Below are 13,555 nucleotides of genomic sequence, written 5' to 3'. Positions count from 1 at the left end.
TACAGTATAACATGTATTTTTCATTTGTGAAGCATTGAACGTCCTAAATTTTAAAAAGTTGTTATAATAAATTTATGAAAACGCTGTAGTACAGTTTGAAAGCGTCTGCATTAGGAGCGGTTCGCTATTTTCTGTTTACCTTTTATTGAGAATTATAAACCTTTTAAAGAGAAATAAGGCTTTTGCTTTGTTTTGCTATTTTTCTAAAGGGTAGATATAATATAGATGTACCAAAATTGAATGAGTGGAGTGATTTTTTATGGCAACAACATTAGAGGTCCAGAAAAGAGAAACAACGCAACATTCAGAAGTAACGAGATTGCGTAGTGAAGGAAAAGTGCCTGGAATTATTTATGGTTACAAATCGGAAAATGTTCCAGTTTCCGTTGATTCTTTGGAATTAATCAAAGCAGTTCGTGACAATGGTCGAAACGCCGTATTTTCAGTTACTGTAGACGGCAAGAAATTAAACGTTTTATTACATGAATATCAAGTGGATCCGTTAAAAGACGTATTAGTGCACGTTGATTTACTAGCTGTTGATATGAATGAAGAAGTTGAGACTGATGTTCGCGTGGTATTAGTTGGTGATGCTCCAGGCGTTAAAGCTGGCGGTGTACTTCAACAAATTATCCATGATGTAAAAGTTTCAGCAACACCAGAAAAATTACCAGAAACAATTGAATTAGACATTTCTTCATTAGAAATCGGTGATGTTTTAACTACAAACGACCTTCCTGAAAACAAAGATTATGTCGTGCAAGCAGAGGAAGAAGAAACAGTTGTTACCGTTTCTGCTCCACGTGCTGAAGAAGAACCAACGACTACGGAAGCACCAGAACCAGAAGCTGTACATGGTAATGATGAAGAACCAGTAGAATAATTTTTTATAAATAAGGATGGAAGATTCGCATTTGTTTGCGATATCTTCCATTTTTTTTGTTATAATAGCTGTATGAAGGAGGCGGTTTCATGCTTGATAAATCAGTACCACATATTTCTGTTGCAATGGTAAATCATAGTGCTACCAAATATCCTGAGTTCAGTTTGCCAGAAGGTTATTCGTTTCGTTTTTATAGAGATGGGCTGGAGGAAGATTGGTGCAGATTGCAACTAGAAACTGGCCAAGTTCCATCGATGGAAAGTATTCGGATGCGTTTTAATACAGAATTTGGAAATGAAAAAGAAAAATTAGCCAAGCGCTGCGTCTTTGTAGAAGCCCCAGACGGCGAAATTATCGGGACCGCAATGCTTTGGGATGGAAATACATTTGGCGAGATGGCAAGCCGCATTCATTGGGTCGCTGTACTCGACTCGCACGGCGGTAAAGGTATCGCCAAAGCCTTGTTATCTAAAATTCTCGGCTTAAACAAAAGTGATTTCCTCTATCTAACAACGCAGACAGGAAGTTACCAAGCTATTTATCTTTATCAAAAATTTGGCTTTGAAAAATTCGTGGGTGAAACTCCTGAAAATTGGAAAACAGAAAACTTTCAAGCAGAAAACGAAAAAGCTTGGCAAATAATTGAAAATAAAATTGCGGAATACAAGGCTTAGTTGGAAAACTTTCAACCAATGGAAATCCGTGTTATAATCAAAAAAACATCGAAACAAAAACCAGTTCATTCGTGAAGTGGTTTAGTTCATGTAAGGAGAAGCTTTTATGAAATTAATCGCAGGACTCGGAAATCCGGGCAAAAAATATGAACGTACCCGGCATAATGTCGGTTTTATGGTAGTAGATGAGCTGAGTTTTCGCCATCAAACCCCTTGGAAAAAATCAAAATTTAACGGTATGGTAAGTGAAATTAATGTGGGCGGCGAGAAAATGATTCTAGTTAAACCACTGACTTTCATGAACGCTTCTGGTGAGTGCATTCGTCCGCTAATGGATTACTACAATATCCAGATAGAAGACGTTCTAATTGTATATGATGACTTAGATTTACCAGTTGGGAAAATTAGATTGCGCCAAAAAGGTAGCGCAGGTGGTCATAATGGGATGAAATCAATTATTCAACACCTCAAGACGCAAGAGTTTAATCGTATCCGTGTGGGTGTCAGTCGTCCTTTAAAAGGGGAAGTCATCCATTATGTATTAGGAGATTTTCCAAAAGCGGAACAACCTGATATTATCGCAGCAATTCAAAAAAGCGCAGATGCTATTGAAGATTTTGCGCAAACACCATTTATTGAAGTAATGAATAAGTATAATTAAAAAAATAGACTATCCGAGAGGCGTGGCAATGCTTTTGCCACGTATTTCGGTCTTTCTTCTAGCGTGTGATTTAATCTTGCATTGCATAGAATGAATTTTCTGACAAAAAAGGAGCTGTTTTCCCTTGAAAGGATTACAACAATTAATATATGAACAAAAAGATATTCGCGCGGTCTTAAACGCGCTTGATGAAAAAGAAAAATCACAACTTGTCACAGGGCTGACAGGTTCTTCGCGCGCACTTTTTGCGAGTGTCGTGGAAGGCGCATCTAAGCGGCCAGTTGTGTTTGTAACGCATAATTTGTACCATGCGCAAAAATTATACGACGATTTACTTTCTTTAATAGATGTGGATAGATTGTTTTTATATCCAGCAGATGAATTAATTTCTTCAGAGTTAAGTATTTCTAGTCCAGAATTGCGTGGTCAACGTGTTGAGGCGCTCGACTTCTTATTATCTGGCAAACCAGGAATTGTAATTGTTCCAGTTGCAGGACTTAGAAAAATGCTTCCACCTGTCTCGTTATGGAAACATTTTAATATATCTATCGTTGAAGGCGAAGAAATCGATCCAGATGTATTGCGCCAAAAATTAGTCACTATGGGTTACACGATGAGTGGAATGGTGAACACCCCAGGAGAATTCAGTGTTCGCGGTGGCATCATTGATATTTATCCGATTACAGAAGAATTTCCGATTAGAATAGAACTTTTCGATACCGAAGTGGATTCTCTTCGTTTCTTTGATGTGGAGACGCAGCGTTCGACAACACGTGTTGAAGAATTCCGTTTGCTTCCCGCGACAGAAATCATCTTAGGTCAAAGCTATTATCCTGACATTGTTACCCGTTTAGAAAAGAAAATGACGCTTACGTTAAATGAACTAAAAGAAAACGAAGATAAACAAGCGCTCGTTGAAAATTTAGAAGAAGATTTAGAAAAGCTGCGTTCTGGCGTAAAACCAGACATGTTCTTTAAATATATTGGTTTAGCTTATCCAGATCCAGCTTCACTTTTTGATTATTTGCCAAAAAACACTGCTATATTACTCGATGAATTTGCGCGGATTTTAGAAACCGAAGAAAGTTTGGAGCGGGAAGAAGCTGAGTGGCAGACTGAAACATTAAGTCGTATGGAAACAGTTCGCGACGTTCAAGTAAGCCATTCATTCAAAAAATTATTAGATGAAAACCATTCGCCCAAAATATACTTAACGCTTTTCCAAAAACAAATGGCAAGTATGCGCGTGTCAAAAACGACCAATATCGTTTATAAACAAATGCAGCAATTTCACGGTCAAATGAATGTTTTAAAAACAGAAATAGAAAGTTGGCACAAAAATAATTATGCCGTAGTTATCTTAGCGCCAAACTTAGAACGCGCTGAAAAAATGCAGCAAACTTTAGCTGATTACGATATGGAAAGCACGATTTTGAAAAAAGAATCGGATGTACCGAAATATGGTATGGTTCAATTTGTCATCGGAACGTTCCAAAACGGTTTTGAACTTCCGCTTGCAAAAGTAGCCATTATTAGTGAAACTGAACTTTTTAATAAAAAAATCAAAAAGGTGAAAAAACGCCAAAAACTTTCTAATGCAGAACGAATACAAAGTTATTCTGAATTAAAAGTTGGCGACTATGTGGTTCACGTTAATCATGGTATCGCCCGTTATGTGGGGATGGAAACACTAGATATTAACGGCGTGCACAAAGATTATTTGCTACTTGTTTACCAAGGTGAGGATAAACTTTTCATTCCAGTGGATCAACTTGATTTAGTTCAAAAATATGTTGGTGCAGAAGGGAAATCACCTAGACTCAACAAACTAGGCGGCGCTGAATGGAAGCGTGTGAAGAAAAAAGTACAAGCTTCTGTCCAAGATATTGCCGATGATTTAATCAAACTATATGCCGAACGAGAAGCTGAAAAAGGTTATGCGTTTAGTGCGGATGACGAAATGCAGCGCGAATTTGAAGAAGCCTTTCCGTACCAAGAAACCGACGACCAATTGCGCTCAATTTCAGAAATTAAAAAAGACATGGAACGCCCGCGCCCGATGGATCGACTTTTGGTTGGAGATGTTGGTTACGGGAAAACCGAAGTGGCTTTAAGAGCTGCTTTCAAAGCAATTATGGATGGCAAGCAAGTTGCGTTCTTAGTCCCAACGACTATTTTGGCGCAACAACATTATGAAACAATGAAAGAACGGTTCCAAGGTTTCCCAATCGAAATCGGACTTTTAAGCCGTTTCCGTACAAAAAAACAACAAACAGAGACGTTAAAAGGAATGAAAAATGGCACAGTTGATATTGTGGTCGGAACGCACCGCCTATTATCAAAAGACGTTGAGTATCAAGATTTAGGCTTGCTTGTAGTCGACGAAGAACAACGATTTGGCGTAACTCACAAAGAAAAAATTAAACAAATGCGTTCAAAAATAGATGTGCTAACTCTTACTGCAACACCAATTCCAAGAACACTTCACATGTCTATGCTCGGCGTTCGTGACTTATCTGTTATCGAAACGCCTCCAGCGAACCGTTTTCCAGTTCAAACATACGTAGCAGAGCAAAATAACGTTTTAGTTCGCGAGGCAATTGAACGTGAGTTGGCGCGGGATGGACAAGTTTATTATCTTTACAACCGTGTTGAATCAATTACACAAAAAGCTGATGAAATTTCTGCAATGGTTCCGGATGCACGCGTTGCAACGGCTCATGGTCAAATGGGTGAATCGGAATTAGAATCGGTTATTTTAAGTTTCCTTGAAGGAGAATTCGATGTACTTGTTACGACAACTATTATTGAAACCGGAGTAGATATTCCGAACGTTAATACGCTTTTCGTGCAAGATGCTGACCGTATGGGACTATCACAACTGTACCAATTGCGCGGACGGGTAGGACGCTGGAACAGAATCGCATATGCTTACTTTATGTATCAAAAAGATAAAATTTTGCGTGAGGAAGCTGAAAAACGCTTATCAGCCATTAAAGAGTTTACCGAGTTAGGCTCTGGATTTAAGATTGCAATGCGCGACTTATCCATTCGTGGGGCTGGAAATATCCTTGGAGCGCAACAACACGGCTTTATTGATTCGGTCGGCTTCGATCTATACTCGCAAATGCTAAAAGAAGCAATTGAAGCGAAAAAACCGAAAGAAGAACAAAAACAAATCGTTCCAGTCGAAATCGACATTCAAGCAGATGCCTACATTCCGGAATATTATATTACTGACGGGCGCCAAAAAATTGAGATGTACAAACGTTTCCGAAATATTGAATCGTTACTCGACCTAGAAGACTTGCAAAGCGATATGATTGACCGTTTCGGTGAGTATCCAGAAGAAGTTGAATATTTATTTACGATGACAGAGCTCAAAGTACATGCGCTTGAAGTTGGAATTGAGTCAGTTAAACAAGAACAAAATAAAATTACGATGTTATTCTCAGAAAGCGGAACAGCTGGAATTCGCGGAGACATCGTCATGCAAATTATTGGCGAATTTGGTCGTATGGTTGGAGTCGGCATGGAAGGAACACAGCTGAAAATCACTATAAATGTCCAAAATAAACCTTTAAAAGAATGGCTATATCAAGTGAAAAGTTTAGCTGAAAAACTTCGTGGAGCTATGAAAGAACAAGTATCTACCGAAAAGTAGTACATTATTAAGACGAAAGGAGGTGGCGGGATGTCAGAACGTTCCATGAAGGGACTAATGAAAGGAGCGGCTTGGCTAACCGCTGCCTCGTTTATTTCTAAATTACTTAGTGCAGTTTACCGAGTACCTTTTCAAAATATGGTGGGGGATGTTGGATTTTATATTTTTCAACAAGTATATCCAATATATGGAATTGCGATGACACTTGCGCTTGGAGGCTTCCCGGTTGTTATTTCTAAAATGCTGGCAGAAGCAGAGGGCGACTTAAGAAGACAGCAAATAATTATGCGCGCTGTCTCCCGGATGCTTCGAATTGTAAGCATCGTGATTTTTGCTTTCTTGTTCATATTTGCAGGTTTGATTGCAATCATGATGGGCGATCCAGCCCTTTCTGAGTTGATTCGCGTTATTAGTTTTGTGTTTTTACTTATGCCACAACTCGCGTTCATGCGCGGATTTTTTCAAGGCGAGGGAGACATGATACCAACCGCCATTTCTCAAACAGTCGAACAAATAATTCGAGTAGCTATTATTTTAATTGGTGCAGGACTTGCGCTCAATTTGGGACTTAATCTATATGATGCAGGCTCGATGGCGATGAGCGGTGCATTTTTTGGCGGGGTTGCCGGAATCTTTATTTTGCGCCACTTTTATAATAAAAAAGTCGCGCTTGGAGGAGGATTACAACCTGCTGTATTTGCAAATAAAGAAGAAAAAGTGGGGATTGGCCGGGCTTTTTTACGGCAAAGTGTAGCGATCTGTGTGGTCAGTTCCATGCTGATTTTATTTCAATTAGTGGATTCTTTTCAAGTTTACCGGTTAATGAGCGATTCGGGAATTCCGGAATTTATCGCTAAATCACTCAAAGGTATATACGACCGCGGGCAGCCAATTTTGCAATTAGGACTTGTGTTATCAACGGGGCTCGCTCTTGCGCTTGTTCCAATGATTACTGCGGCAAGGGTTCAAAATCAACAAAAAGAACTCAAACGCTCCATTTTATTAGCGGTTAAAATTACTTTGATTTTATCGGGAGCAGAAACTGTTGGATTAATCGTTATTATGCGCCCTTTAAATCAAATGCTATTTCAAACGCCAGATGGAACCTTTGTCTTACAATTATTCATGCCCGCCGTTTTCCTAAGTTCATTAATTGTAATGCTGAGTAGTATTTTACAAGGCTTCGGAAAAATCATCGTGCCCGCAGTTGGTGTTGGAATCGGTCTTATTGTAAAATGGATTACAGGCAGCATACTAATACCACGACTTGCAACTATTGGCGCGTCAATCTCAACGTGTATTGGCCTACTGATAGTCCTAATCATCTGTTACGTTTCGTTAAAACAGACCATTCGTGTACCATTTGTAGAGAAAACAATGATTTTAAGATTAGTTGCTGCGTTAGCTTTAATGGCAGTAGTTCCGTGTTTGTTCGAATGGTTCGCACCGTTAAGTACTAGACTCGGAAGTGCATTCCAAGCTATAACAAGTGCTGCTATTGGCGGAAGCGTTTTTCTTGTTTTTGCTCTGAGGTACAAATTGCTCGGCCCGAAAGATTTCGTTTTCCTTCCGTTTGGCTCCAAATTACTCGCACTTAGTAAGTTTGTTGCACGGAAATAATAATATAAAGTAGGTGAATAAAATGGCAACAACTATGCGCTTAGATAAATATTTAAAAGTTTCAAGATTAATTAAAAGACGAACAGTAGCAAAAGAAGTAGCTGAAAAAGGACGCATCGCTGTCAATGGAGTAACAGCTAAACCAGGAACAAATGTAAAATCTGGTGACGAACTTGTGATTCGCTTTGGTCCAAAAATCGTTACAGCAAAAATTGAACGCTTAGAAGAAAATGCAAAGAAAGAACAAGCAACAGAAATGTATACAATTTTAAAAGAAGAACGCACAGACGAAAGTAGATAAAAAATCGTTTGAAATCGCGCACAATAGCCGATTTCAAACGATTTTTTAATGCGTATAATAAAGTACAAACAATTTTTTGCAAAAAAGTCAAGAAAAATATCATAAAAAAAGCGGATTCCAATAGACAAATGCCTGATTTATTGATATTATTTTAAGCAAGAAACGTTTTTTTCTCTACCGAATTTCACAGATAAGAGCAAATAAGAACATGGGAGGGACGATGTATGAAAAAAGCCGAATCAAAAGTAGCGAGAATAGAAAACCGCTATATTAAAGATACCGCAACAATGAAAAAAACTCGTAATCGTCGCCGCATTGCCCTGTTCCGTAGACTTGCTTTTATGGCCATTATCTTTGCAGTCGTTGGTGGACTACTAACTATTACGTATACCAAACAAGTTTTAGCCCTCAAAGACAAAAAAGAAAAACAAGTGCAAGTAGATAAGAAAATGGTTGCAATGAAGGATGAAGAAGAAGCGCTAAATGACCAAATCAAAAAACTTCATGATGATGAGTACATAGCCAAATTAGCAAGAAGTGAATATTATTTATCCAAAGATGGAGAAATTATTTTTAATATTCCCGAAGAAAATTCGAAACAAAAAGAGTAAGTCAAAGCCGAGCCGTCATTCTCCATGGTAAATCAAAGGGAAAATATAGTTGAGTATTTTTGGAGTTTGCGAGTTTGACTGATTGACACTCTTTTTATTATAGCTATAATTAAGCAATAGAGTGATATTTTAAGGAGGACGCATTTTTTTATGTCGATCGAAGTAGGCAACAAGTTACAAGGGAAGGTTACTGGAATTACTAATTTTGGAGCATTTGTGGAGCTAGAAGGTGGCAAAACAGGTTTAGTCCATATTAGTGAGGTAGCAGATAACTATGTTAAAGACATTAATGACATCTTAACTGTAGGGGATGAAGTTACTGTCAAAGTAATGAATATTGGTGATGATGGCAAGATTGGTCTGTCCATTCGTAAAGCAGTCGATCGTCCGGACCGCCCAGAAAAAAGTTATGATCGTAAGCCAAAATACAGCAAAAAACCTGCTGGAAACTATGTGAAACCAGCCGAGAGCTTTGAAGATATAATGTCTAAATTCTTGAAAGATAGTGATGAAAGACTTACTACTATCAAACGCCAAACAGAATCTAAACGTGGCGGCCGAGGAGCAAAACGCGGCTAAAACGCTAAAAACTAATTGTAAAGTATAGAAGGATGCACCGTATTGGATCATAATACGGTGCACTTTTTGATAAAATGTGAGAGCCGAATTTCGAAGGAAGGGTTTCTTGAATGGATGACACCAAAAAACGAATACATAAATATATCGAGAAACATGACTTAATCCGATCCGATGATAAATTGCTTGTGGCAGTTTCTGGTGGGCCGGATTCTTTTGCGTTGCTCCATTTTTTATGGTCAGCTAAGTTAGTTCCAAAAGAAGCTATCGCTGTTGCTCATCTAAATCACCATTTACGAGAAAATGCAGAAAAAGAGCAACTCGCCGTTCAGACTTTTTGCGAAGAGCGGGATATTCCATTTTTTATAGAAGAAGTAGATGTAAAAAAACGCGCGGAGAAGCTGCAAAAAGGCATTGAAGAAACAGCCCGCATTGTCAGATATGACTTCTTTGAAAAAGTAATGGCCGAGAACAATATAAATAAACTTGTGCTGGCGCATCACGCGGATGATCAAATCGAGACAATTCTCATGAGGTTAGTTCGTGGTAGTTCTAGTATCGGTTGGTCAGGCATACAACCAAAACGTGAAGTGAGAGGCGGTTATGCCATTCGCCCTTTCTTACCAATTACAAAAGCCGAAATCATCGAATACGCAAACAAACACACTTTGCCATATGAAATCGATGAATCAAATACCAGCCAAGAATACACTAGAAATCGTTATCGTACACAGCTGCTGCCCTTTCTATCTAAAGAAAATCCCGCCGTTTATGATCACTTCAAAAGGTTTTCCGAAGAAACAAGCGAAGATTTTCAGTTTTTAGAAGAGTTAGCGAGCAATTTATTAAAGAAAAATCTCATTCAAAACGGCAAACAATCAACACTTTTACTCAGTGACTTTAAAAATGAAGCGAATCCTTTACAACGTCGCGCAATTCATTTACTATTGATGTATCTGTACAATGATGATGGCCGTGTTATTACAGTCAATCACATCTACCAGATTATCCAGATGATTCAAAGCGAAAATCCATCAAGCTCTATTGATTTACCAAAAAAACTCACTGTTATAAGATCATACAACGAACTCCATTTTCAATTTGGAGAAAGACATGCTCCTCCTGAGTTTTATCATCAATTAGAACTAAATGACCGCATTGAATTAGACAATAAAGCAAGCATCCGTTTAAAGTTAAAAAGTTCTGTTGTTCAAACAAATGGGCTAAATGGAATGCTACTGGATGCAGAAGACATCACACTTCCATTAATCGTCCGAAACCGTGTGAACGGCGACAGGATGACGATGAAAGGACAAGCAGGTAGTAAAAAACTAAAAGATATTTTCATCGATGCCAAAATACCAAGGCAAGAACGCGACAATTTACCCGTAATTACAGACTATACTGGAAAAATCCTTTGGGTGCCCGGCGTGAAAAAGTCTGCATATGACCGAGAATTTAGTCGTAGCAAAAAGCAATACATTATTAGGTACACTCGAAATATAGGAGGAAACGAGAGCATGCATAATGATATTCAGAAAGTACTGATATCGGAGGACGAATTACAAGAGAAAATTCGTGAACTTGGTCGTGAGTTGACAGCGGAATATGAAGGACGTAACCCATTAGTGGTAGGCGTGTTAAAAGGCGCAACCCCTTTTATGACTGATTTACTTAAAAGAATAGACACATACTTAGAGATGGACTTCATGGATGTTTCCAGTTACGGAAATGGTACAGTATCATCGGGTGAAGTGAAAATTATTAAAGACCTGAATGCTTCAGTAGAAGGTCGCGATGTACTTATAATTGAAGATATTATTGATAGCGGTCGTACACTTAGTTACCTAGTAGACCTAATCAAATATCGCAAAGCAAAATCAGTTAAACTGGTTACTTTGCTTGATAAACCAGCTGGAAGAAATGTGGCAATTGAAGCTGACTATGTAGGGTTTGTTGTACCTAATGAATTTGTAGTTGGATATGGCCTAGACTATGCTGAACGTTACCGTAATCTACCATATATCGGTATTTTAAAACCAGAAATTTATAGCGAGTGAAAATAATTAACAAACAGAACTATTTTTTGTTAAAATGTAATAGATACCTTTTTCGAAAACAAAAAGAAAAAAATTGCTGCCAAACATGCAAAATAGTGGGCAATCTAGATTCGGTATGCTATCATTAGTCTTAGTTTTCGAAGGTGAAAATTGTATCAATAAATATTAAAAAATCTAAATTAATAATAGAATAACTTCGTGAGAGAAAAAGCGAAACGGATATGTTTTTAATAATCAGGGGAAGAAAACATTGTTTCTAAATCTGCTATTAGTAAAAAACAACTTTTAAAGGGGTAAAAGTCCAGAGAAAGTAAGAATCCAAGCTCTTACGTGGGAGGAGGTAAGGAATGAACAGGTTTTTTAGAAATGCGATATTTTATGTCATAATATTCCTTGTTATTATTGGGATTGTTGCTTCATTTAATTCAAATAAAGAGGCAGCCAAAGATATTAGCTATTCAGAATTTGTGAGTAAATTAGAAGATGGTAAAGTTAAATCCGTAGAAATACAGCCAGACCGCAGTGTTTATACAATCGAAGGAGAATTTAAATCAAGCGATAAAAGCTCCGACGACAAAAAAACCGGTCTTGGCCAAAGTAAAACAAGCAGCACTGCTTTCACAACATACGCTTTAAATAGCGATACTTCACTTGGCGATTTGCAAAAAACGCTTGATAAAGAAGACGTGAAAACAACAGTAGTACCTGCCAAACAAAACAGCGGTTGGGTTACATTCCTAACTTCTATTGTACCTTTTGTAATTATCTTCATCCTCTTCTTCTTCCTAATGAGCCAGTCTCAAGGTGGTGGAGGCGGTAAAGTTATGAGCTTTGGTAAAAGTAAAGCCAAACTTTACAACGACGACAAGAAGAAAGTTCGCTTCACAGATGTAGCTGGAGCAGACGAGGAAAAACAAGAACTTGTTGAAGTAGTAGAATTCCTAAAAGATCCGCGTAAATTTGCGGAACTTGGCGCTCGTATTCCAAAAGGTGTCCTTTTAGTAGGACCTCCGGGTACTGGTAAAACCTTGCTAGCTCGTGCAGTTGCCGGTGAAGCAGGCGTGCCATTCTTCTCAATCTCAGGTTCAGACTTTGTAGAAATGTTTGTCGGTGTCGGTGCAAGCCGTGTCCGTGATTTATTCGAAAATGCGAAGAAAAATGCGCCATGTATCATTTTCATTGATGAAATTGATGCAGTTGGTCGTCAACGTGGAGCAGGAATGGGCGGCGGTCACGATGAACGTGAACAAACCCTAAACCAATTACTAGTTGAAATGGATGGTTTCGGCGGCAATGAAGGTATCATCATTATTGCAGCAACTAACCGTGCAGACGTACTTGACCCAGCACTTCTTCGTCCAGGTCGTTTTGACCGTCAAATTATGGTTGATCGTCCAGACGTAAAAGGCCGTGAAGCAGTACTTCGTGTTCATGCTCGTAACAAACCACTTGCTAAAAGTGTTGATTTAAAAGCAATCGCTCAACGTACACCAGGGTTCTCTGGTGCCGATTTAGAAAACTTACTGAATGAAGCTGCACTTGTTGCCGCTCGTTCCGATAAGAAAGAAATAGACATGAGTGATCTCGATGAAGCTAGTGACCGCGTAATTGCTGGACCAGCTAAGAAAAATCGAGTTATATCTGAAAAAGAACGCCGCACAGTCGCATATCATGAAGGTGGTCACGTTATCGTCGGAATGGTACTTGATGAAGCGGAAGTTGTGCATAAAGTTACCATCGTTCCTCGTGGACAAGCTGGTGGTTATGCTGTAATGTTACCAAAAGAAGATCGCTTCCTAATGACGAAAGCTGAGTTAATGGACCGTATTACTGGTTTACTCGGTGGACGCGTAGCCGAAGAAGTTACTTTTGGTGAAGTAACAACTGGTGCAAGTAACGACTTTGAACGTGCAACTGAACTCGCTCGCCGCATGGTAACTGAATGGGGTATGAGTGACAAGATTGGACCACTTCAATTCACTTCTGGTAACGGTCAAGTATTTATGGGCCGCGATTTCGGTAGCGACAAAGGATATTCCGATAAAATCGCCTACGAAATTGATACAGAAGTTCAAAGCTTAATCCGCTACTGTTATGACCGCGCTAAAACAATCATTACAGAACACCAAGAGCAACATAAACTTATCGCGGAAACATTACTAAAAGTAGAAACATTAGATGCTCGCCAAATTCGTTCCCTATTTGATGACGGTGTAATGCCTCCAGATATCGATACGATTGACGTAGAAGCAGAATATCCTTCCGAAAAAGACGAAGAAGTAGCAGGTAAATCTTTTGAAGAAGAAAAAGAAGACTTGAAAGAAGAAAAAGTCGAAGAAACACAAGATGAACCAAAAGAAGTAACTTCGGAAGATGCTCCAAACATTGAGCAAACTCCAAACGATAAAAAAGACGAATAAGATCAAAGAGGCTGGGCTTTCCCAGTCTCTTTTTTGAAGCTATATTATTCGGATTTTTAAGTAAAACATGTTATGATACGTTAGA

At 38.6% G+C, this 13,555-nt stretch carries 10 protein-coding genes; all 10 read left to right on the top strand.

Features of this window, described 5'->3' with window-relative positions:
• Positions 1-259: 259 nt before the first annotated feature.
• The 10 genes from OC533_RS07455 (at position 260) to ftsH (ending at position 13,470) form a co-directional block, all read left to right on the top strand.
• Positions 260-883, top strand: a complete 624-nt coding sequence (locus tag OC533_RS07455; protein WP_003760021.1) for a 50S ribosomal protein L25/general stress protein Ctc — start codon at positions 260-262, stop codon at positions 881-883.
• Between the two features lie 89 nt (positions 884-972).
• On the top strand, positions 973-1,557 hold the full coding sequence (locus OC533_RS07450) for a GNAT family N-acetyltransferase (RefSeq protein ID WP_194323766.1): 585 nt from the start codon (positions 973-975) through the stop codon (positions 1,555-1,557).
• A 106-nt stretch (positions 1,558-1,663) separates the two neighbouring features.
• Positions 1,664-2,218: an aminoacyl-tRNA hydrolase gene (gene pth / locus OC533_RS07445; protein ID WP_194323764.1), complete on the top strand. Its 555-nt coding sequence runs from the start codon at positions 1,664-1,666 to the stop codon at positions 2,216-2,218.
• A 124-nt stretch (positions 2,219-2,342) separates the two neighbouring features.
• Positions 2,343-5,882, top strand: a complete 3,540-nt coding sequence (gene mfd, locus OC533_RS07440) for a transcription-repair coupling factor (RefSeq protein ID WP_194323762.1) — start codon at positions 2,343-2,345, stop codon at positions 5,880-5,882.
• 30 nt (positions 5,883-5,912) lie between these two features.
• Positions 5,913-7,502 carry a polysaccharide biosynthesis protein gene (locus OC533_RS07435; protein ID WP_112120360.1) on the top strand — a complete coding sequence of 530 codons (1,590 nt, stop codon included), beginning with the start codon at positions 5,913-5,915 and terminating at the stop codon, positions 7,500-7,502.
• A 34-nt stretch (positions 7,503-7,536) separates the two neighbouring features.
• Positions 7,537-7,803 (top strand): RNA-binding S4 domain-containing protein, encoded by a 267-nt coding sequence (locus OC533_RS07430; protein ID WP_003760031.1) that lies wholly within the window; start codon positions 7,537-7,539, stop codon positions 7,801-7,803.
• Between the two features lie 224 nt (positions 7,804-8,027).
• A complete protein-coding gene (locus OC533_RS07425) occupies positions 8,028-8,414 on the top strand; it encodes an FtsB family cell division protein (protein WP_003760032.1) in 387 nt (128 codons plus the stop codon).
• A 150-nt stretch (positions 8,415-8,564) separates the two neighbouring features.
• Positions 8,565-8,993 (top strand): S1 domain-containing RNA-binding protein, encoded by a 429-nt coding sequence (locus tag OC533_RS07420; protein ID WP_003718298.1) that lies wholly within the window; start codon positions 8,565-8,567, stop codon positions 8,991-8,993.
• Positions 8,994-9,103: 110 nt separating this feature from the next.
• Positions 9,104-11,050 (top strand): bifunctional tRNA lysidine(34) synthetase TilS/hypoxanthine phosphoribosyltransferase HprT, encoded by a 1,947-nt coding sequence (locus OC533_RS07415; RefSeq protein ID WP_194322840.1) that lies wholly within the window; start codon positions 9,104-9,106, stop codon positions 11,048-11,050.
• A gap of 347 nt (positions 11,051-11,397) precedes the next feature.
• Positions 11,398-13,470 carry an ATP-dependent zinc metalloprotease FtsH gene (gene ftsH / locus OC533_RS07410; protein WP_185501640.1) on the top strand — a complete coding sequence of 691 codons (2,073 nt, stop codon included), beginning with the start codon at positions 11,398-11,400 and terminating at the stop codon, positions 13,468-13,470.
• Positions 13,471-13,555: the final 85 nt, after the last annotated feature.

Source organism: Listeria sp. Marseille-Q6474, assembly GCF_946902005.1.
In the GTDB taxonomy this organism is placed as follows: domain Bacteria; phylum Bacillota; class Bacilli; order Lactobacillales; family Listeriaceae; genus Listeria; species Listeria innocua.
Note: the sequence above shows the minus strand (reverse complement) of the source record. Positions and strands in the feature narration are given on the sequence as shown.